Origin of the sequence: Mucilaginibacter gossypii (assembly GCF_017569325.2) — a bacterium.
Lineage (GTDB): Bacteria > Bacteroidota > Bacteroidia > Sphingobacteriales > Sphingobacteriaceae > Mucilaginibacter > Mucilaginibacter gossypii.
On the sequence record NZ_CP071878.2, the window covers coordinates 6941711 to 6963990 of the forward strand.

Below are 22280 nucleotides of genomic sequence, written 5' to 3' on the forward strand. Positions count from 1 at the left end.
TCGGAATTAAGAAAATAATAATTCATGTCATTGCGAGGCACGAAGCAATCGCATGCTATACAGAGCTGCTCTGCTTCCGTGCGATTGCCACGCTATCGCTCGCAATGACATATTTGAATGAACCATTGAACCAACTAAAATGTTAAAAAGTTATTTAAAAACAGCATGGCGGTTTTTGTTGAAGAACAAAACCTTTAGTTTGATAAACATAATAGGATTAGCCACAGGTACACTGTGCTGCCTTTATATTTTGCTTTATGTGCAGGATCAGTACAGTTATGATAAGCAACACAAAGATGTTAAAGACCTGTACCGTATTACCACAACGCTTGAGCTCACGGGTGATAAGCATGATGGCGCGGCAAGCTCGCCGCCAATAGCGCCGGCCATGAAAAATGATTTTGGCGAGGTTTTGCAATTTACCCGGCTGGTAACAACCGAAGGTTTTGGAGCTAAACAGCACCTGTTACGCTACAAAGAAAAATCATTTTATCAGCAGGATGCTGCTTATGTGGATTCTACCTTTTTTGATGTGTTTAACTTTCATTTTGTTAGCGGCAATGTTAATAAAGTGCTGGCTGAGCCTTACAGCCTTGTATTAATGAAGCCGGTTGCTGATAAACTTTTCGGCACTGAGGACCCAATAGGGAAGATGATCTCTATCGATAATTCATTCGGTAAACATGATTTTAAGGTTATGGGGGTGATAGACGAAAGTGCTGGCCAGTCGCATATTAAAGTGAGCATGTTTATGGCCATGAACAGTGGGGGCTTAGGTCAATACGTACGGCAAAATACTGCATGGGCCGGTAATAACTTTTTATATGCCTATGTAAAGCTGCGCCCTAATGCCAGTGCGGCAGCCCTTGAAAAAAAGCTTCCTGACTTTTTAAATAAATATGGTGCCGACCAATTGAAGGCCATCGGCATGAAAAAGGCGCTGCACCTGCAGCCTGTAACTACCATTCATACAACGCCGGGGCATGAGCATGAGCTAACCAAAACGCTTGATCCTGCATTCCTGTACATCATGATATTGGTGGCTGTACTGATACAGGTAGTGGCTTGTATCAACTTCATGAACCTTTCAACAGCGCGTGCATCAAAACGCGCCAAAGAGGTTGGTGTACGCAAAGTAATAGGCGCCGGCCAGGGTGATTTGATGAAACAGTTTTTAGGCGAATCATTTATGCTAACGCTCATTGGTGTGGCAATAGCCTTACCAATGCTTATAATTCTGCTGCCTTATTTAAACCAGGTGACGCATACAGATATTCATTTATCGTTTTTTAGCAATTATAAGCTTTGGCTAATGCTGGTGTGTATAGTTGTGGTTACCGGTTTTGTGGCAGGGAGCTATCCGGCTTTTTATTTATCGGCGTTCAAGGCTATTAAGGTAATCAAAGGGAATTTTACCAGTCATATTTCGGCAGCAGGGATCCGTAAATCATTGGTAGTGTTTCAGTTTGTGCTGTCGATAGTACTTATAACAGGTATTATCGTGATTTACAGTCAGCTCAATTTCGTAAAGAATAAAGACCTTGGCTTCGACCAAAATCAAAAGCTCATCTTTAATTTTTATACCGGTACTACTCAAGGCAAAATGAAAAATTTTGCAAATGATTTAAGGCAGATGGCCGAGGTTAAAACAGTAAGTAATGCCGATAATTACCTGAGCCAGTTTGTACCACATGATCATGGTGTTTATACCGCAGGCGGCAACATGACCACCGCAACGGATGCACAAAATATTAATACTGATGAGTTTTTTGCCAAAGCCAACGGCATCAAAATAATTGCAGGCAGAGATTTCCGTATTGGCGATACTACCCGTGTACTTATCAATGAAACCTTATGTAAAAGATTGGGAATTAGTCCGCAGGCTGCTCCCGGTACCAGGCTTTATACGCAATATGCGCCCGATCCGGTAAGCTTTGTTGAAGTGGCCGGTGTAATGAAGGATTTTAACTACAACTCCCTGCATATGGAAGTAAAACCGTTTATGCTGGTTTACAGGAATGATCCGCGGCAGTTTAACGTAATGGTGGTATCAACCGATAGCAAAAACTATAAATCGTTACTGAGCAAAATGGAAGCGCTGTGGCGTAAAGACATAGCCGACGCACCATTTGAATATTCTTTCTTAGATACAGAGGTGCAAAAGCAGTATGAAACTGAAGTTACCTTGTCGCAAATTATTAATGCCTTTACGCTTATGGCGATAGTGATATCCTGCCTTGGCCTGTTTGGCCTGGCAGCTTTCAGTGCCGAACAGCGCAGTAAGGAAATAGGTGTACGTAAGGTGCTCGGCGCCAGTGTAACGGGTATTGTGCAGTTACTGTCGAAAGATTTTGTACAACTGGTGCTGATAGCCCTTGTAATATCCACGCCAATAGCATGGTGGGGCATGAGCAAATGGCTGCAGGCATTTGAATACCGGGTAACTATAAGCTGGTGGATGTTTGCCCTGGCCGGTGTGCTGGCTATGGTAATAGCTCTGTTAACGGTAAGCACACAAGCCATAAAAGCCGCGAGGATGAACCCGGTGAAGAGCTTGAAGGCGGAATAGAGTGGTTAGAGGTTGGAGATTAGAGGTTAGGAAGATTTCGGAATTCGGATGTTCGATTTCGGAATTAAAGAAATAATATAATCTATGTCATTGCGAGGAGCAGGCTGAGTAACGAATAGGCGCGACGCGGCAATCTCGTAACTAATGCATAAACGCCATGCAACGCGGTCGAGTTAAGCACGACGAGGTTGCTACGCTGCACTGCGCTGCAATGACATGATTGCAAATACCAATGAACCAATGAACTATAATCATGTTAAAGAATTACATCAAAATCGCGTTCCGTAATATTGTTAAAAACAAGGTGCATGCCTTTATTAACATTGCGGGTTTATCGGTGGGGATGGCAGTGGCCATGCTTATCGGTCTTTGGATCTGGGACGAGCTATCGTTTGATAAGTACCATAGCACCTACAACCGCATGGGGCAGATTATGGTTACACAAACGGCAAATGGAGAAACGCCTACTTTCCGATCTACCGTGGTGCCGCTGAGTGCCGAATTGCGTACTAAGTATGCCAGCGATTTTAAACACACCTCGCTTTTTTGGGGTGGGGCGCATATTCTTACAGTAGGTGATAAAAAGATATCACAAATTGGGGCCTGGGCCGAGGGTGATTTGCCGGCCATGCTTGCATTGAATATGGTAAGAGGCAGTTATACCGAGTTTAGGGATCCTTCATCAATAGTTATATCTCAATCAATTGCCAAAGCGCTGTTTGGCAATGCCGATCCGGTCAATAAAACTATCAAAGCTGATAATAAAACAAACTTAAAAGTTATCGGCGTATATGAAGACCTTCCACGCAATACTTCATTTTATGAAACAAAGTTCCTGATGCCTTTTTTTAATAAAAACAACTGGTGGGGCACGCAAACGGGAGCATGGGATAATCATGGCTGCTCATTGTTTGTTCAGCTGGCCGATAACGTGGATTTTGATAAAGTATCGGCTAAGATCAGGAACATTACCAAGCCACATTTCAAGATGAATGATGAAAGTATACAGGTGCACCCCATGAGCAAATGGCACCTGTACAGCGATTTTAAAAACAGCAAACCTGTTGGTGGACTTATTGAAATGGTTTGGCTGTTTGGTATTATTGGGGTATTTGTGTTGTTGCTGGCCTGTATCAATTTCATGAACCTGAGTACCGCCCGAAGTGAGAAACGTGCTAAGGAAGTGGGGATCAGAAAGTCTATCGGCTCCATGCGCTCACAGCTCATCAACCAGTTTTTAAGCGAATCGGTAGTATTTGCCTGTTTGGCGCTGGTAGTTACACTGGGTATAGTTTTGATTGCGCTGCCATCATTTAATCATATTGCCGATAAACAAATAGGTATGCCATTTGGCAATGTTTGGTTTTGGCTCCTGGCTTTGGGTTTTACTTTATTTACAGGCGTCATAGCAGGCAGTTATCCGGCATTTTACCTTTCATCATTTGAGCCGGTGAAGGTTTTAAAGGGCACTTTCAAGGTCGGCCGTTTTGCGTCTCTGCCGCGTAAGGTTTTGGTTGTTGTGCAGTTTACGGTATCCATAGCGCTGATTATAGGTACCATTGTCGTATTCAGGCAAATCCAGTATGCTAAAGACAGGCCGGTCGGTTATTCGCGTGCGGGCTTACTTTCTTTCGAGATGAAGACTCCTGAAATTTACGGACATTATGAAACCATGCGTAACGACCTGATCCAAACCGGCGCGGTTGAGGATATGGCCGAATCAAACAGTACCACCACAGAGATTTGGGCAAATAACGGAGGCTTCGATTGGGAGGGCAAGCCCGCAGGCTTCGATCCAACTTTTGGTACCGTTGCTACAACCTATGATTTTGGGCATACCGTAGGCTGGAAAATTATCCAGGGCCGCGATTTTTCAAGAAACTTCCCAACGGATACCGGTGCCTTTATCCTCAACGAATCGGCAGTGAAAATGAGCGGCATTAAAAACCCGGTGGGCAAAGTGATCAGGTGGAACAAACAGGATCATGTTGTTACGGGCGTTGTGAAAGATATGGTGATGGAATCGCCTTACAAAAAACCTGTAGCTACTGTATTTATGATGTTGCCCGGCTGGGTTAATTTCATAACGTTGAGGGTTAAACCAACCATGCCCATGCAGGAAGCCTTAAAAAAGATAGAACCGGTGTTCAAAAAATATAACCCCGGAAGTCCGTTTGATTTTAAGTTTAATGATGATGAGTACGCGAGCAAGTTTTCGGACGAACAGCGGATCGGCAACCTCGCTACCATATTTGCGGTGCTGGCTATATTTATATCGTGCCTTGGCTTATTCGGCCTGGCTTCATTTGTTGCCGAACAACGTATCAAGGAAATTGGCGTACGCAAGGTGCTCGGAGCGTCGGTAGCCAACCTGTGGCGATTGCTTTCGACAGAATTTGTAGTATTGGTTACTATTTCGCTGTTTATAGCGATACCTGCTGCTTATTATTACATGAACAACTGGCTGCACAGGTACGAGTATAGATCAGCCATAACCTGGTGGATCTTTGCTGCATCGGGTGCGGGAGCTATTGTAATAACTTTATTAACGGTTAGCTATCACGCCATAAAAGCAGCGCTGGCTAACCCGGTGAAGAATTTGAGGAGTGAGTAAGACCTCACCCAACCCTCTCCAAAGAAGAGGGCTAATAAATTAATAATCAAATTAAAGATCCCTCCCCTTTGGGGAGGTTAGGAGGGGTAAATGTTTAAAAACTATTTAACCGTTGCGTGGCGAAACCTTGTTAAGAACAAGGCGCATACGCTTATCAATATCACTGGGCTATCGGTAGGTATGGCGGTAGCGATGCTTATTGGCCTGTGGATCTGGGACGAGTTATCGTACAATAAAAACTTCGATAATTACGACCGAATAGTTCAGGTATGGCAAAACCAAACATTCAATGGAGTAACAGGCTCGCAAACGGCTATGCCTATACCTCTGGGTTATAAGTTGCGGAACGACTATAAGCACGATTTTAAATACGTGGTGCTTTCGTCCTGGAATTATGGGCACATCATGGCCTATGGAGAAAAAAAGCTGACTAAGGAGGGAAGCTACATGCAGGCCGAAGCGCCTGATCTGCTTACTTTAAAAATGCTGAAGGGCACACGTGACGGTTTGAAAGATCCATCATCTGTTTTACTTTCGGCAACATTGGCCAAGGCCTTGTTTGGTGATACCGATCCGATGCTTAAAACCATCAAAATTGATAATGTATGGAATGTTAAAGTGACCGGCGTTTATGAAGACATGCCGCATAATTCCGAGTTTCGCGAGCTGGGTTTCATAGCGCCATGGGATTTATATATAACTACCGCCGCTTGGTTAAAACGTGCCGAAACACGTTGGGGCAATAACTCCTGGCAAATTTTTGCTCAGCTGAAGCCTGGTATCGACGCCAAAAAAATATCGGCCGAGATCAAAGATCTTAAACTGCATGCTATTAAAGCGCAGGGCGACGATGTTGGTGCCAGCTTTAAACCGGTAGTGTTTCTGCATCCAATGAGTAAATGGCACCTTTACTCGAGCTTTAAAGATGGCTTTAATGTTGGCGGCGATATCAAATTTGTGTGGATGTTTGGTATTATCGGCGTGTTTGTGCTGATGCTGGCCTGTATCAATTTCATGAACCTGAGTACCGCCCGCAGTGAGAAAAGGGCCAAGGAAGTAGGGATCCGCAAAACGGTAGGCTCGTTAAGGAGCCAGCTGATCAGCCAGTTCTTTATCGAGTCGGTAATATTAGCGTTGTTCGCATTTTTAATTTCGGTTTTACTGGCGCAGCTTACGCTATCGTGGTTCAATGGCGTAGCCGATAAAACCATGCACATCCTTTGGGGCAACGCGGTTTTCTGGCTGCTGGGTTTAAGTTTCAGCATTATCACAGGGCTAATTGCCGGTAGTTACCCGGCATTTTATCTGTCGTCCTTTCAACCGGTTAAGGTTTTGAAGGGTACATTCAAGGCCGGCCGCTATGCAGCAGTGCCGCGTAAAATACTGGTGGTACTGCAGTTTGCTGTGTCGGTTACGCTAATCATCGGCACCATCATCGTGTTCAGGCAGGTGCAGTTCACCAAAAACAGGCCTATCGGTTATGAGCGTACGGGGTTGGTACAGATAGATATGCGTACCGATGAAATTCATAAACATTTTGAAGCCGTAAGGACCGATCTGCTTAAATCGGGGGCTATTATTGAAATTGCCGAGTCTGGCAGCCCGCTTACCGCTGTGTACTCCAATAACAGCGGCTTAAACTGGCGGGGAAAACCTGCCGGTTTACAGGATGACTTCGCCACGATAACCCTTAGTCCGGAGTTTGGCAAGGTTGCCCAGTGGAAGTTAATTGAAGGCCGCGATTTTGAACGCAACAATGCAGGCGATTCGTCAAGCATGATTGTAAACGAAACTGCCGCCCGTTTCATGAATTTTAAGCACGCTGTAGGTGAAACAATCGACTGGGGCAAAAAATTCAAGATCATAGGCGTGGTAAAGGATATGGTGATGTCGTCGCCATATGAGCCGGTTAAGTCATCGATATTTGTGCTGGATAATGATCCGGGCGGGCTTGTCGATATCCGTTTAAACCCCAAAATGAGCGCCCACGATGCTATTGCCAAAATTGAGTCAGTTTTTAAACAATATGCCCCCGGCAGCCCGTTCGAATATAAGTTTACCGACGAAGAGTATGCCCGTAAATTCACCAACGAAGAGCGCATAGGCAAACTCGCCGGGTTCTTTACCTTGCTGGCCATTTTTATCAGTTGTATGGGCCTTTTTGGAATGGCATCATTCATGGCCGAACAACGTACTAAGGAGATTGGTGTACGCAAAGTGCTGGGTGCTTCAATATTTAGCCTATGGCAATTAATGTCGAAGGAATTTGTGGTCCTGGTATCGGTATCATTAACGATAGCTATACCAACAGCTTATTACTTTATGCAGGGCTGGCTGCAGGATTATAAATATCGGGCCGATTTATCATGGTGGATATTTGGCCTCACCGCAATAGGAGCTATCGTCATAACGCTGCTCACCGTAAGTTATCAAAGTATAAAAGCAGCTTCAATGAACCCGGTAAAAAGTTTGAAAACGGAATAGAGTAGTATTGTTGGAGATCAGTTTTTACCCCGTTGTCGTGCCCCCGCGACAACGGGGTGGGAGTTTTGTGAACCTAAATTTATAGAATTTAATGAATTAACCGGATGCCGGGCAAATTCCAAAAAATCTTTAATTCGTTTAATTCGAGTTCAGACATTCTGAGTTAGGCAATAACAAATACAAACACCGTAATGTCAATCTTACATCCACGCATAACGGTTTAAAGCATTATCCTTTCGGCATTCGGCACAAAATCTTACATTTGCCTGTCAATTTGGCTCTAACGGCTGCTATGGCGCAATTGTTGAGCCGGGTTGTATCATAATAAAATAATATGTTAAATTTTATCAGTAAGCTTTTCGGAAGCAAATCAGAACGGGATGTAAAAAGTATACAGCCTATAGTTGAGAAAATTAAGGCTGAATATGCTAAGCTTGGCTCCCTGAGTAATGATGAGCTTAGGGCTAAGACCATATATTTTAAAGAAACTATTGCCGAAGGCCTTTCTGGTATCGACAGTGAAATACAAGCCATTAAAGATCGTACAGAAAACGAGCTTGATATGGATGTAGCCGAAAAAGTTGAGCTTTATACTCAGCTTGATAAGCTTGAAAAAGACCGTAATAAAGAGCTTGAAGATATATTGATGAATATATTGCCCGAGGCATTTGCTGTAGTTAAAGAAACAGCAAGCCGCCTGGCTGCCAATAGTTCATTAGAAGTTACCGCTACCGAGTTTGACCGCACGCTGGCTGCCCGCAAACCCAATGTTACTATTAAAGGCGATAAAGCTTTTCACAGCAGCACCTGGATAGCAGCCGGCAACGAGGTTACCTGGAACATGGTTCATTATGATGTACAGCTGATTGGCGGTACCGTACTGCACCAGGGTAAAATATCGGAAATGGCCACAGGTGAAGGTAAAACGCTGGTAGCCACGCTGCCTGCATATCTTAACGCTTTGGCCGGACAAGGCGTTCACATCGTAACGGTGAACGATTACCTGGCCCGACGAGATAGTGAGTGGATGGGCCCGTTGTATGAATTCCACGGTTTATCTGTTGATTGCATCGACAAACATGAACCAAACTCTGAGCAGCGCCGTGCCGCTTATTTGGCCGATATTACTTTTGGTACCAACAACGAATTTGGTTTCGATTACCTGCGTGACAATATGACACGCAGCCCGGAAGAGTTGGTACAACGCAAATTGCATTATGCCATGGTGGATGAGGTTGACTCCGTTTTAATTGATGATGCCCGTACACCTTTAATTATATCAGGCCCTATCCCACGTGGCGATGAGCATGAGTTTTATGAGCTTAAACCACGCATCGAGCGTTTGGTTAATGCGCAAAAAAACTACGTTAACGGCGTATTGAACGAAGCTAAGAAAGCGATTAACGATGGTAATACTGATGTTGATGGTGGGGGGTTAGCCTTGTTACGTGCCTTCCGTGGTTTGCCAAAAAGCAAAGCATTAATTAAATTTTTGAGCGAAGGCGGTAACCGCACCATCCTGCAAAAAGTAGAAAATCACTACATGCAGGATCAGGGCAAGGAAATGCCTAAGGTTGACTCTGAATTATTCTTCGTTATTGACGAGAAAAATAACCAGGTTGAACTTTCTGAAAAAGGTATCGAACTGATCACGGCATCTGGTGAAGATCCACACTTCTTTGTGATGCCTGATGTAGGTACCGAAATTGCCGAGATCGAAAAATCAACCTTAAGCACCGAAGAAAAGATTGCCCGTAAAGACGAATTGATGCGCGATTTCTCGATCAAATCTGAACGTATCCATTCGGTTAACCAGTTACTGAAAGCTTATACCCTGTTTGAAAAAGACACTGAATACATTCTTGACGAAGGCAAGGTAAAGATAGTTGACGAGCAAACCGGTCGTGTATTGGACGGCCGCCGTTACTCTGATGGCTTACACCAGGCTATTGAGGCTAAAGAAAACGTAAAAGTTGAGGATGCTACCCAAACTTTTGCAACCATTACCCTGCAAAACTACTTCAGGATGTACCATAAGCTTTGCGGCATGACTGGTACCGCTGTTACCGAAGCAGGCGAGTTTTGGGAGATCTACAAACTGGATGTGGTTGAAATACCAACCAACACCCCAATTACCCGTGATGACAAGCAAGACCTTGTTTACCGTACTGTACGTGAAAAATACAATGCGGTGGCCGAGGAAATTGTTAGTCTTACTCAGGCTGGTCGCCCGGTACTGGTTGGTACAACGTCGGTTGAGATCTCGGAGTTATTAAGCCGTATGCTTAAACTGCGCGGTATCAAACATAACGTACTGAATGCCAAAATGCACCAGAAAGAAGCCGATATTGTGGCCGAAGCTGGTAAGGCCGGCACTGTGACTATTGCTACCAACATGGCTGGTCGTGGTACGGATATTAAATTGGGCCCTGGTGTTAAAGAAGCCGGTGGTTTAGCCATTGTGGGTACCGAGCGTCACGAATCGCGGCGTGTTGACAGGCAGTTGCGCGGTCGTTCTGGTCGCCAGGGTGACCCGGGCTCTTCACAGTTCTTTGTATCGTTAGAGGATAACCTGATGCGTTTATTCGGATCAGAGCGGATTTCCAGCCTGATGGTACGTATGGGTATTGAAGAAGGAGAAGTGATCCAACACTCCATGATCTCCAAATCAATTGAGCGTGCACAAAAGAAAGTGGAAGAGAATAACTTCGGTATTCGTAAACGTTTGCTGGAATATGACGACGTGATGAACTCACAGCGTACGGTTATCTACACCAAACGTAAAAACGCCCTGTTTGGTGAGCGTTTGGACGTTGACCTGAGCAACACCATTTTTGATGTGGTTGAGGACATTGTTACCGAATATAAAGAAAGTGCCAACTACGAAGGCTTTACCTTAGAAGTGATCCGTTTGTTCTCGGTTGATATTGAGCTTAGCGCTGACGAATTTACTGCAAAAACAATTCCGGCGTTAACTGATCTGACCTTCCAAACGGTAATGGATTTTTATAAACGTAAACAGGAAGCAGTTGCACAACAGGCTTACCCGGTTATTAAAGACGTTTATGAAACCCGCGGCCAGTATGTTGAAAACATTGTTGTTCCGTTCAGCGATGGTATTCACGGCATCCAGGTAGCTGTTCCGCTTAAAAAAGCGGTTGAAAACCATGGTCACGAGGTATTTAAATCTTTCGAGAAAAACGTTACCCTGTACCTGATCGACGATGCGTGGAAAGAGCACCTGCGCGAAATGGACGAGTTAAAACAATCGGTACAAAACGCGGTTTACGAACAAAAGGACCCACTGTTGGTTTACAAGTTTGAGGCCTTTGAATTATTCCGCGGCATGCTGGCCAATGTGAACAAGGAAATTGTAAGCTTCCTGTTCCGCGGTGGCATCCCGGTTCAGCAACAGGCCGAAGAGGTAAGGGAAGCGAGGCCCGAGCCGAAGCTTGACCTGCGCAAGATGAAAACAACCAAGGCCGAAGTGGTGAGCGAAAGCAACGGCGTGCCTATGGATGATTTTCCGCAGGAGCAGCAAAAGATCACCCCGGTAAGGGTTGAAAACAAAATTGGCCGTAATGACCCTTGCCCTTGCGGTAGCGGTAAAAAATACAAAAACTGCCACGGTGTAGGGCAGAATTAATATAAAGCTCGTGAAAACGGGCTATGATAATCATGTCATTGCGAGGTACGAAGCAATCCCAAACTATACAGGGCAAACTTTAATGGATGCTCTGCAAATCGGGGATTGCTTCGTACCTCGCAATGATGGTTAAAAAAAGGTGTCATGCTGAGCCTGTCGAAGCATGGTGGGAGTGCCTTTACTCGCGACCCTTCGACAGGCTCAGGGTGACAGGCCTTTATGCAAGTTTCATCCGCTATTAATGCCAAATAATAATTTATCATATGAAAAAAGCAGTATTTGATCATCAAGCTAAATCAGCCATTATCAGATACTGCTTTTTTGTTTTATTACTGCTTGCATCAACCCAAACCTTTGCCCAAACACGCGGCAAGGTTGAAGTGATCAAGGACCCGCTGGTTGACAGCCTGATAGCTAAAAGATTTACGCTGAACAGTGCAGCGGGTACTGATGCCGCCGGTTATTCATCCTACGGCTACCGCGTACAATTCTTCAGCGGCTCAAACCGAAAGGATGCCTATAACGCGCAAAACCGGTTGCAGCAGCAATACCCCGAACTGCGTACGTACATCAGTTACCGCGAGCCCAACTTTAAGGTAAAGGCAGGCGATTTCCGTACCCGGCTTGAAGCTGAAAAACTGGTACAGGAACTGCGCTCGTCGTTTTCGAGCATATTCATCATTTCCGAAAAAATAAATCTTCCTAAAACGGATCCTAATAATGATTAAAGAGCAAATACAGGAATTATCCGCAAAAATATTCAATGAGGTAGTGGCTAACCGCCGTCACCTGCATGCCAACCCGGAGCTTTCATTTCATGAATTGCAAACCTCGGTTTTTGTAGCCAACAAGCTTGAAGAGCTTGGCCTGGAATACCATAAGATGGCCGATACAGGTTTGGTAGCCCTCATTAAAGGCGAAAAACCGTCGGACGCCGGCAATGTGGTTGCCTTGCGTGCCGATATGGATGCGCTTCCGATATTGGAAGCCAATGATGTTCCGTATAAATCGCAAAACCCGGGCGTAATGCATGCCTGTGGCCACGATGCGCACACATCATCATTATTAGGTACAGCTAAAATATTAACCGAATTGAAAAGTCAGTTTGCAGGCACCGTTAAACTGATCTTTCAACCGGCCGAAGAGAAACTGCCCGGCGGTGCCAGCCTCATGATTAAAGAGGGCGTTTTGGAAAACCCAAAACCGGCTGCCGTATTGGGCCAGCATGTAATGCCTTTGATTGATGCCGGTAAAGTTGGTTTCCGTGCAGGTAAATATATGGCCTCAACTGATGAACTTTATGTTACTGTTAAAGGTAAAGGCGGTCACGGTGCTCAGCCGCAGCAGAATATCGATCCGGTTATCATTACCGCACATATATTAACCGCGCTACAGCAGGTGGTGAGCCGCTTTGCCGATCCTAAAAGTCCGTCGGTATTATCATTTGGCAAGGTGATAGCCAATGGGGCTACCAACGTGATCCCTAACGAGGTTTACCTGGAAGGTACTTTCCGCACCATGGATGAGAAATGGCGCGAGGAAGCTCACAAACGCATGAAAAAAATGGCCGAAGGTATTGCCGAAAGCATGGGCGGAAGCTGCGATTTCAATATCATGCGCGGTTATCCATTCCTGATTAACGAAGAAAAATTAACCCATGCCACCCGTGGCCATGCCGAAGCTTACCTGGGGAAAGAAAACGTGCTCGACCTGGATATCTGGATGGCTGCCGAAGATTTTGCTTATTACTCACAGGCTGCCAGCAGCTGTTTCTATCGCCTCGGTACCCGTAACGAAGCCCGGGGAATAACTTCATCTGTGCACACACCTACTTTTGACGTGGAAGAAGATGCATTTAAAATAAGTACTGGTTTGATGGCTTATTTGGCGGTTAAACAACTCGGCAACTAAAAACCATGTCATTGCGAGGTACGAAGCAATCGCGAACTCTGCAGATCCGCTCTGTATTGCATGCGATTGCCGCGCTACGCTCGCAATGACATGCTGTAAAAAGCAATCAATGAAAAAACTACTCCTGATCCTTATCCTTACTACTGCCAGCCTGCTAACAAAAGCTCAGCAAATCAATCGCTTTAATCCGGATACTATCCGTACCATCGTTATCGATTCACTGGTTGATATCCGCTCACATAAACTCAATGCGCAGGATTTCATAGATGCCGTATTGGCCGATACCGGTTTTTATAAGGCCTTCCAGAATATGAAAGGCTTTGGCTTTGCTGCCGAAAACCGAATTTTTACTTACGACAGCAAGAACCGGGTAAACGGGCGCATCTACCGTAAAATACTGCACAGCAACGCAGCCGGTAAACATAAAATAGAATACGTTGCTAAAAGGGACAGCGGTGACGTTTACAAAAAGAACGGCAAGTACCAGTTGTATACGGTTGAGATGTTCGATTTTATTTTCATGAACGCGTATAATTCCGATTTTACCAAGGGTGATGCCCTGCCGGGATCGGGAGGTAAAAATGAATCGTACAAAAGCAAACTCAAAACGCTGATCTTTACGCCGGGCCGCAAAGTAAGCGGAATCCCTTTCATCAGCAGCAAAACGGAAATTTTCTCTAATGATATGCGCCAATATTATTATTACGAATTTGCCCGTGGTAAATACCTCGACACCATCCCTGTTTATCGCTTTAAGGTGAGGTGCAAGCCGAGCACATCCGACAGCGATACCATGATTAAGGAAATGACCACCATTTTTGATGAGCGTACCTTTCAGATCCTTGGCCGGTATATCGATATGAAATTCAGCAACATGTTCTTTGATTTTAATGTGCAGATGAACATCGAGCTTAATAATTTCCAGGGCGAAACGCTACCTGCAAAAATTACCTACCAGGGTAATTGGAATATTCCTTTTCATAAGGAAGAGCGTGCGAGTTTCTTGATTGTACATAAGGATTATGAGAAAGAGTAGAAACTCTTAACCACCTGAAAGGGGCATTAAGAAAAAGCCCTTAGCCAGCGCTCAACCGGAGCCGGGCGTAGCAGCCTTTTTTGTGCTTGCAGACCATAAGCATGACATCTGCAACACACAGAAATATGATTAGCTTGTTTTTCATATTAGCAGGCTTTTGTATACTAATAGTTAACTTTTGGGAGATAACGCCTGTTCACGATAAGTGGTTGTTTTGCAGTGAGTAATATATTTGTGGTTTAATTGCTTTTATACGCTGGGATAACCAAAAAAATATATTTTTGATGGTTCGATGTTTATATCCTTCAACCGGTTAATGCCTTTTAATTTCATTAAATTATTTCTATTGATCTTGTTTGCTTTTACTTTTCCAAAAGTTAAAGTGAAAATGGCTGTTTGTAATGGCAGTTACGGCGACCCGGTAGTAAAACTTGATTTTGGATCGGGAGTTAGTCATACCGGTCCTCCACTGGCTACAGGTATTACAACCATGTTCTATGCTCCTGATTGCCCGGATGATAGGTATTATTCAATTGTAAGCAGTCAAACTTCGTGTCATGATACCTGGCATACTGTACTTCATGATCATACAGGAAATTCTGGTGGTTATATGATGCTCGTGAATGCATCGTACGAACCAAGTGTTTTTTTTACCGAAACGAAGGAGCTTAATCTTTGCGAAAACACAACCTACGAGTTTTCAGCTTATGTACTCAATCTCATGAAACTTTCATCAAGTGATGCCAGTACTAAACAGCCTGATTTATTATTTACCATAAAAAAGCCCGATGGCACAATCTTAACCCAGTACGATACCAATACCATACAGCCCACCGCAGATCCTCAGTGGAATAAATATAGTGTGCCATTTTCAACAGGGGCGGGCGTTACGCAAATTGTATTGGAAATCAGCAATAGTGGGCCGGGGGGTAATGGAAACGATTTGCTGCTTGATGATATTGAATTCAGGGCTTGCGGACCTAACATTAAAGTTGGATTTACAAATGTTGACAACACCGAACCGCAAAATATCTGCAAGGGGCAGGTGCAAAACTATAAACTTATTGCCGATCTGAATAACGGCTATAGCAACCCTAAAGTACAATGGCAAAGCAGTACTGATGGTGGCGGTAGCTGGACTAACATTCAGGGTGCTACTGATCTTAGCTATGCTTTTCAATTTGCTGCGGATAAACCGGTAGGTACCTACCAATACAGGATGGCTGCTGCTGAAGGAGATAATATCAATTCGCCAACTTGCCGCGTTTATTCAGACGTGCGCACCATAACGGTTAATGCTTACCTGGCCAAACCTTCTATTACTGCACCGGCTGTATGCGAAGGGGATGTGCTTACACTTACCGCAAATGCGCCGGGAGCTGTCAGTTATGAATGGAACGGCCCGGGCGTTACCGCTAATAATAAAGCTCAAAATCCTCTGGTAATTGACAATGCCACTGTTGCTGCTAATGGCAATTATCAGGTTACTGTGTTCTCGGCTGGTGATTGTCCTACTTTATCAGATAAAGTTACAGTAACTGTTAACTTAAAACCCGTTATACCTGTTCTCACCCCAGCTCCAATTTGTAAGGGCGACCTAATCATTCTCAATGAAACTACGCCCAATGCCAAAAGCTATAGCTGGTCGCCGGTTACAGGATTGTCTGATCCAACTGCGGCAAACCCTACTGCCATGCCAACCGAAACAACCACTTATACAGTAACAGTGACAAGCAATGGGGATTGTACTGCAACCCAAACGGTAACTGTAACAGTTATGCCCACTCCCGAAGCAAGTATAAGTCCGCAGAAAAAAATCTTTGAAGGGCAATCGGTAGTACTGGATGCCGAGGCAAAATATGCAGATACTTATTTATGGAGCCCCGCGGATGGACTCGACGATCCTACCAAATTGAACCCTGTTGCCAGCCCTACCGATGATGTTACTTATACCCTAAAAGCCTCATCAGGTATTGGTTGCGGATATGTTAATGCCTCAGTTTTTGTACGGGTTTATAAAAAGATCGTTATTCCATCAACGTTTTCGCCCAATGGAGATGGTTTAAATGATAACTGGGATATTGAGGCTTTATCAACCTATCCGCAATGTTCACTGAATGTTTTTAACCGAAACGGGCAAAAAGTATATGCCTCTACAGGTTATGATAAACCGTGGAGCGGCGGTTATAAAGGATATGCTTTACCACCCGGGACTTACTACTATGTGATTGATCTTAAAAGTGGGGCGCCGCTATTATCGGGCTGGGTGCTTATAGTGCGCTGATTATATAAAGCCAAAAGCAGATTGTGCAAAGCCTAAAACAAAATTGATTACATAGGTTTAAGTTATTACTGAAGCTAATTTTTAGGCTTCATATAATTGCTTCTTTTTATGTTATCATTAACTGCGGTGCTTGTGCCCGGAATTAATCCAACAGGTAGCTCAAGCAAAAATCAAAACTTAATGATCTTTTCTATCTGCTCGTTTACAAACTTTATGGTATCGGGCTTAAACAGGTTCCCTTCTTCATCAAACTCTTTGTGTATGGCCGCTATGTGTAATTTAAGCGCCATAATGTTGAGGTGCAGGTAATGGCAAACGCCGGTAAAATGGTCAACCCCGCGGATATTACCATATTTGCCCGATGATAAGCCTACCAATGCCGCTTTTTTATCATAAAAACTTTCGGGGAAACTACAGGCATCAATGAAAACCTTAAGTACACCCGGAAAGCTGCCGTTATATTCGGGGATAAGGAATATGAATTTATCTGTATTGGTAACTGTTTGCTGGATAGGCTCAAATGCTGCGCTGCGTTTGTTGTAGAGGTCGGTTTCAATAACGTTTGGAGGCAGCTGAGCAAGTGATAAGATACCTGCTTCAACACCCTTTTCCTGCAGTTTTTGCTGATAAACCTTAGCAAGTTTGAGCGTTGAGCTTCCCGGTCTGTTGGTTGACGATATTATGGTTATCATTTATTATTGGTAAATTGCTGACTGATCTGATTAGTAATATTGTTGTTGAGTAATTTGTAATATTTTGTTAATGAATGCTTTAATAATAAATATGATTAAGTAATAATATTTATTAGTTGCCGCGCTGATAATTCACTAATTGATCAATTTTGTTTGTAAATAGGCAAAAGCTGTGGAATTCTGCATTATTTAATTCCGTATCTTTATCACCGGATAAAAACTTTACGAAAGTAGAAATTTCTGTTTCTATTTAACGTTGTTATAAATCACAGAACTATAAATTTTTTTAAACTATAGAATGAGTAAAATTATTGCTTTAGCCAACCAGAAAGGCGGCGTAGGGAAAACTACATCATCTATAAATCTGGCTGCAAGTTTAGCTGTATTAGATTATAAAACCTTGTTGGTTGACGCCGACCCGCAGGCTAATTCAACTTCGGGTATTGGTTTCGATCCCCGCAATATAAAAAACAGTATCTATGAATGTATCATCAATGAGGTTGATCCTCATGAGGCCATTCAGAAAACTGAAACTCCTAATCTTGATTTATTACCCGCACATATTGATCTGGTAGGTGCCGAAATTGAAATGATCAATTTAACGGGCCGCGAGTTTAAAATGAAACAGGTATTTGAAAAAGTGAGGGATGAATATGATTTTATTATTATCGATTGTTCGCCGTCATTAGGTTTGATCACCATTAACGCTTTAACCGCTGCCGATTCGGTAATTGTACCGGTACAGTGCGAGTATTTCGCATTAGAGGGTTTGGGCAAATTGTTAAATACCATCAAAATTGTTCAGTCGCGCCTTAACCCCCAACTTGAAATTGAGGGGATTTTGTTAACCATGTACGATGTGCGTTTGCGTTTGAGCAATCAGGTGGTTGATGAAGTTAGGACCCATTTTGAAGACATGGTTTTTGATACCATTATACAGCGTAATACCCGGTTAAGCGAGGCCCCGAGCTTTGGCGTATCGGTAATTATGCATGATGCTACCTGTAAGGGTGCAATAAATTATTTAAACCTTGCCCGCGAAATTCTGGAGAAAAACGGGTTGGTTAAGGGTGAACAGGCAACAGCTACAGCAACAGTATAGTAAATGAGTGGTGAAAAGAGAAATGCCCTGGGAAAGGGACTGAGTGCGCTATTGAACGACACGCCTAACGTACAACCATACCAAAACAGAAGTAGAGAAACAGCAAGCCCTGCCGAGGTAAATGACCTTGGCTCGGTTAATGAAATAAAACTGGCCGAAATTGAGGTTAACCCGTTTCAGCCCCGTACCGATTTTGATGAGCAGGCACTGGCCGAGCTTTCAGAGTCGATCAAACTGCAGGGTTTAATTCAGCCGATAACGCTCAGGAAAATTGGGGCGCATAAATATCAGCTGATATCTGGCGAGCGTCGTTTTCGGGCATCAAAGCTGGCCGGCCTAACCCAGATTCCGGCTTATGTGCGCACCGCCAATGATCAGCAAATGCTGGAGATGGCACTTATCGAAAACATTCAGCGCGAAAACCTGAATGCTATAGAGGTTGCCCTGAGTTTTCAGCGTATGATTGAGGAATGTAACCTGAAGCAGGAAGAACTGGGCGATAGAGTAAGCAAAAACCGCTCAACAGTGACCAACTACCTTCGTTTGTTAAGGTTGCCGCCGGTTATCCAGGCCTCCATTCGTGATGGCGAGCTTTCAATGGGGCATGCAAAAGCTATTTTAACGCTAACCGATCCTGCCAAACAATTATTTATACATCAGCATATTATAAAGGAAGGTTTATCCGTTCGTAAGGTTGAAGAACTGGTAAGAGAGATGCAAAAGTCGCCGGTAAAAAAGGAAGGCAAACAGCCCGAGCCGGTATCATATCAGTTGCAGAAGATTCAGGATGACCTGGCTTCAAAATTTAGTACAAGGGTAAAACTAAAAGTTGGCAGCCGCGGAAGCGGTGTTATCGAGATTCCTTTCCTTTCGGAAGATGATCTTGGCCGCATCCTTGAAATGCTTGATTGGTAATTGTTAATTTAAAAAATGTATAAATTCCTGTTTTTTTTAGCTGTATCCGCTTTTTTTATTTCTGCCGCACAGGCTCAGGTAGTTGATAGTACGGGGAGTAAAAAAAGTGATACGCTGAAAGTAAAGCATCCTGTTAAAACCCCGTCAGGCTCATTTGCTCCCAAAATTGATCCTGCCAAAGAAAAGATCTATCATCCCGATAGTACCCATATCCCGCATAAAGCAGTAATGCATTCATTGATGATACCTGGTTGGGGCCAGGTGTACAACCGCAGATGGTGGAAAGTGCCGTTAATTTACGGAGGTTTAGGTTTGCTAACCTCGGCCATTATATATAACCAGCATTATTACAAAGAATATTTAACATTATCAAGATACCGCCAGGGTACTCCTCCTAATCCCGGCGATCCTTATTATACAGAATATAACCTTTATAAAGACGTGCCAGATGCCAACCTGAGCGATGCCCGTGAAAATTCAAGGCGTAACCGCGATTTGAGCATACTGGGCTTTTTAGCTGTATGGGGTATCCAGGCTATTGATGCTTATATCGATGCCAAGTTCATCCACTCATATACGGTAGATAATAATTTGTCGTTCAAAGTAGCTCCGGGTATAATTAATCAGCCGGTTTATGCGCAGGGCGCTAATAATGCTTATATTCCGGGTATAAAAGTTACCTTTACGTTTTAATAAGGAAAACCACAATACCTGAAATGAAGATAGCGTTACTTGGCTACGGAAAAATGGGCAAAATCATCGAAAAGATAGCCCTTAGCCGCAAGCATGAAATTGTACTTACCATTGATCATGAAACCCTTCATGACCTTACAACCGAAAATCTGCAAAAAGCAGATGTGGTAATTGAATTTACTACCCCGGCATCCGTATTATCAAATATCGAGCATTGCTTTAATGCTAATGTACCTGTTGTTATTGGTACTACAGGCTGGTACGAGAAATTACCGGAAGTAAAACAGCAATGTATTGAGGGGAATAAATCATTATTGTGGGCTTCAAACTTCAGCGTTGGCGTTAACGTGTTTTTTTACGTGAATAAGCTGTTGGCTAAAGTCATGAACAAGTACCCTTATTACGAAGTACAGGTTGAAGAGATCCACCATACCCAAAAAATGGACTCGCCAAGCGGTACTGCCATAACCATCGCCGAAGGCATCATTAACAACACCGATACCAAAAATGAGTGGATTAATGTATTAACTACCGACGACAGTGATGACGATGCGAATGTTGCTCCTAACCAATTACTTATAGAATCATTAAGGATAGACAGTGTGCCGGGTACTCATACCGTTATTTATGATTCGGAAGTGGATAGCATCGAATTTAAGCATACTGCCCATAACCGTAATGGGTTTGCTTTAGGCGCTGTACTGGCTGCCGAGTGGCTGCACGATAAAAAGGGTTTTTACTCTGTTGAAGCCATGTTTGATTTTAACAGCTAATAGCTTTTTAATATAAATGGCAATAGCGGGCTATATAGGGTTTTATATCATTACGGGCCCGCTATTGATTTTAATACTGGCTGGATACTGGAAACTTTTTGAAAAAGCCGGTCGCCGGGGGTGGGAAGCACTGATCCCGGTTTACCATCTTTACATTATGCTTAAGTTGAGCCAACGGCCGTTGTGGCTCCTTTTGTTGCTTTTAATACCGGGCGTAAACTTTATTATAAGCATCGGCATCCTCATTGATTTTATTAAATCGTTTGGCAAGGTGGGCATAGGGCAAATCACCATGTCGGTGTTGTTGCCATTTATTTTTATCCCCAAATGGGGTTTTGATAAAAACACCCGTTATGTTGGCCCGTCGGCAAGTGACGATTTCAGGGAAAAATACCGTGACCTTGATAAATCCCCACTAAGGGAATGGACGGAAGCTATTCTTTTCGCTATAATAGCGGCAACGGTTATTCGCGGGCTTTTCCTCGAGGCTTTCACCATCCCTTCGTCATCTATGGAGAGCTCACTAATGGTAGGCGATTTTTTATTTGTGAGCAAGATCAATTACGGTGCACGCCTGCCTATGACCCCCATAGCATTTCCATTTGCACACCACACTATGCCGCTCACCGGTACTAAAGCCTATTGGGATGGTATTAAGCTGCCCTACTATCGGCTGCCGGGTTTCAGCGAAGTGAAAAAGGGTGATGCAGTAGTATTTAACTATCCAATGGATGCTGATTCGCCGTTTTACCGCCCTGTAGATAAGCAGGAAAATTATATCAAACGGTGCCAGGGCACACCCGGCGATACCATAAGGCTGGAGTACGGCCAGGTATACGTAAATAACCGTTTGATAGCCGCCCCACCCAACGCGGAAATGGAATACCGGGTACGTACAAATGGTTCGGGAAGAGGTTTTGGCCCCCATACGCGATATAACCTTCATCTGTCTGATATTCAACAGTTTACCTGGGTTGATTTTACAGCGAATATGACTGCACAATCGGCCGAAAAGCTAAAAACATATCCCTATATCAAGGCGGTGAAGCCCGATGTTAAGTTAAGAGGGGTGTATGATCATGAGGTTTTTCCGCATGATCCGCGCTTTAGGTGGAACGAGGATAACCTGGGGCCAATTATTATTCCGCAAAGAGGCTGGACTGTAAAGCTGGATAGCATGACCATGCCTTTTTATCGCCGGGCCATTGAGGTGTATGAAAATAATAAAGTGCAGGTTAAAGGGAACGCAGTTTTTATTAATGGGAGCAAGGCCGATAGTTATACCTTTAAAATGGATTACTATTGGATGATGGGCGATAACCGCCATAACTCTGAAGATTCGCGTTTTTGGGGCTTTGTGCCCGAAGATCATATTGTAGGTAAAGCCATATTGGTTTGGATGAGCTGGGATGCCAATTCGCCTTCATTTTGTAAAATAAGATGGGACAGGGTATTTAGAAGAATTAATTAGAGAGATATGCAGATGTGCAAATTCCGGATGTGCAGATGAGAGATTAAATAATTATCAATTTGTGCCCTAATAATAGAATCTATAATTAAT

At 43.8% G+C, this 22280-nt stretch carries 14 protein-coding genes; 13 read left to right on the top strand and 1 reads right to left on the bottom strand.

The genetic code is table 11. From position 1 onward, the window contains the following. Window positions 1-139: 139 nt before the first annotated feature. The 8 genes from J3L18_RS29900 (at window position 140) to J3L18_RS29935 (ending at window position 16544) form a co-directional block, all read left to right on the top strand. Window positions 140-2569, top strand: coding sequence for an ABC transporter permease (locus J3L18_RS29900; protein WP_129570977.1), 2430 nt, complete (start codon window positions 140-142; stop codon window positions 2567-2569). A gap of 253 nt (window positions 2570-2822) precedes the next feature. After that, entirely contained in the window at window positions 2823-5183 is a 2361-nt protein-coding gene (locus J3L18_RS29905) for an ABC transporter permease (protein ID WP_129570976.1), read from the top strand. A gap of 90 nt (window positions 5184-5273) precedes the next feature. After that, on the top strand, window positions 5274-7667 hold the full coding sequence (locus J3L18_RS29910; RefSeq protein WP_129570975.1) for an ABC transporter permease: 2394 nt from the start codon (window positions 5274-5276) through the stop codon (window positions 7665-7667). Window positions 7668-8001: 334 nt separating this feature from the next. Beyond that, window positions 8002-11313, top strand: a complete 3312-nt coding sequence (gene secA / locus J3L18_RS29915) for a preprotein translocase subunit SecA (RefSeq protein WP_129570974.1) — start codon at window positions 8002-8004, stop codon at window positions 11311-11313. A gap of 263 nt (window positions 11314-11576) precedes the next feature. Continuing rightward, complete coding sequence (locus J3L18_RS29920; RefSeq protein WP_129570973.1) at window positions 11577-12041, top strand: SPOR domain-containing protein; 465 nt, start codon at window positions 11577-11579, stop codon at window positions 12039-12041. Further along, the gene (locus J3L18_RS29925; RefSeq protein ID WP_090529452.1) at window positions 12034-13224 is read left to right on the top strand and encodes a M20 metallopeptidase family protein; all 1191 of its coding nucleotides are present in this window, start codon (window positions 12034-12036) and stop codon (window positions 13222-13224) included. Before J3L18_RS29920 ends, J3L18_RS29925 begins: the two co-directional genes overlap by 8 nt. A gap of 109 nt (window positions 13225-13333) precedes the next feature. Further along, window positions 13334-14260, top strand: coding sequence for a hypothetical protein (locus J3L18_RS29930; protein WP_129570972.1), 927 nt, complete (start codon window positions 13334-13336; stop codon window positions 14258-14260). A gap of 388 nt (window positions 14261-14648) precedes the next feature. Beyond that, window positions 14649-16544: a T9SS type B sorting domain-containing protein gene (locus tag J3L18_RS29935; protein ID WP_189549395.1), complete on the top strand. Its 1896-nt coding sequence runs from the start codon at window positions 14649-14651 to the stop codon at window positions 16542-16544. A 170-nt stretch (window positions 16545-16714) separates the two neighbouring features. Here J3L18_RS29935 and J3L18_RS29940 read toward each other — a convergent pair whose 3' ends face one another. After that, window positions 16715-17236, bottom strand: a complete 522-nt coding sequence (locus J3L18_RS29940; RefSeq protein ID WP_091165234.1) for an NADPH-dependent FMN reductase — start codon at window positions 17234-17236, stop codon at window positions 16715-16717. Window positions 17237-17534: 298 nt separating this feature from the next. Here J3L18_RS29940 and J3L18_RS29945 point away from each other — a divergent pair, with 298 nt between their 5' ends. From J3L18_RS29945 to lepB, 5 genes are read left to right on the top strand one after another with little or no spacing between them, the layout of a single operon-like run. Next, window positions 17535-18338 (top strand): ParA family protein, encoded by an 804-nt coding sequence (locus J3L18_RS29945; RefSeq protein WP_090529444.1) that lies wholly within the window; start codon window positions 17535-17537, stop codon window positions 18336-18338. 3 nt (window positions 18339-18341) lie between these two features. Beyond that, complete coding sequence (locus J3L18_RS29950; protein ID WP_091165240.1) at window positions 18342-19253, top strand: ParB/RepB/Spo0J family partition protein; 912 nt, start codon at window positions 18342-18344, stop codon at window positions 19251-19253. A gap of 15 nt (window positions 19254-19268) precedes the next feature. Then, complete coding sequence (locus tag J3L18_RS29955) at window positions 19269-19946, top strand: DUF5683 domain-containing protein (RefSeq protein ID WP_091165243.1); 678 nt, start codon at window positions 19269-19271, stop codon at window positions 19944-19946. A 23-nt stretch (window positions 19947-19969) separates the two neighbouring features. After that, entirely contained in the window at window positions 19970-20719 is a 750-nt protein-coding gene (gene dapB, locus J3L18_RS29960) for a 4-hydroxy-tetrahydrodipicolinate reductase (protein WP_091165245.1), read from the top strand. A gap of 16 nt (window positions 20720-20735) precedes the next feature. Further along, the gene (gene lepB / locus J3L18_RS29965; RefSeq protein WP_129570970.1) at window positions 20736-22190 is read left to right on the top strand and encodes a signal peptidase I; all 1455 of its coding nucleotides are present in this window, start codon (window positions 20736-20738) and stop codon (window positions 22188-22190) included. The last annotated feature ends 90 nt before the right edge of the window (window positions 22191-22280 follow it).

Coding starts and splice junctions, on each gene's coding strand:
- J3L18_RS29900 (WP_129570977.1), top strand. CDS start 140: ATGTTAAAAAGTTATTTAAAAACAGCATGGCGGTTTTTGTTGAAGAAC.
- J3L18_RS29905 (WP_129570976.1), top strand. CDS start 2,823: ATGTTAAAGAATTACATCAAAATCGCGTTCCGTAATATTGTTAAAAAC.
- J3L18_RS29910 (WP_129570975.1), top strand. CDS start 5,274: ATGTTTAAAAACTATTTAACCGTTGCGTGGCGAAACCTTGTTAAGAAC.
- secA (WP_129570974.1), top strand. CDS start 8,002: ATGTTAAATTTTATCAGTAAGCTTTTCGGAAGCAAATCAGAACGGGAT.
- J3L18_RS29920 (WP_129570973.1), top strand. CDS start 11,577: ATGAAAAAAGCAGTATTTGATCATCAAGCTAAATCAGCCATTATCAGA.
- J3L18_RS29925 (WP_090529452.1), top strand. CDS start 12,034: ATGATTAAAGAGCAAATACAGGAATTATCCGCAAAAATATTCAATGAG.
- J3L18_RS29930 (WP_129570972.1), top strand. CDS start 13,334: ATGAAAAAACTACTCCTGATCCTTATCCTTACTACTGCCAGCCTGCTA.
- J3L18_RS29935 (WP_189549395.1), top strand. CDS start 14,649: ATGGCTGTTTGTAATGGCAGTTACGGCGACCCGGTAGTAAAACTTGAT.
- J3L18_RS29940 (WP_091165234.1), bottom strand. CDS start 17,236: ATGATAACCATAATATCGTCAACCAACAGACCGGGAAGCTCAACGCTC.
- J3L18_RS29945 (WP_090529444.1), top strand. CDS start 17,535: ATGAGTAAAATTATTGCTTTAGCCAACCAGAAAGGCGGCGTAGGGAAA.
- J3L18_RS29950 (WP_091165240.1), top strand. CDS start 18,342: ATGAGTGGTGAAAAGAGAAATGCCCTGGGAAAGGGACTGAGTGCGCTA.
- J3L18_RS29955 (WP_091165243.1), top strand. CDS start 19,269: ATGTATAAATTCCTGTTTTTTTTAGCTGTATCCGCTTTTTTTATTTCT.
- dapB (WP_091165245.1), top strand. CDS start 19,970: ATGAAGATAGCGTTACTTGGCTACGGAAAAATGGGCAAAATCATCGAA.
- lepB (WP_129570970.1), top strand. CDS start 20,736: ATGGCAATAGCGGGCTATATAGGGTTTTATATCATTACGGGCCCGCTA.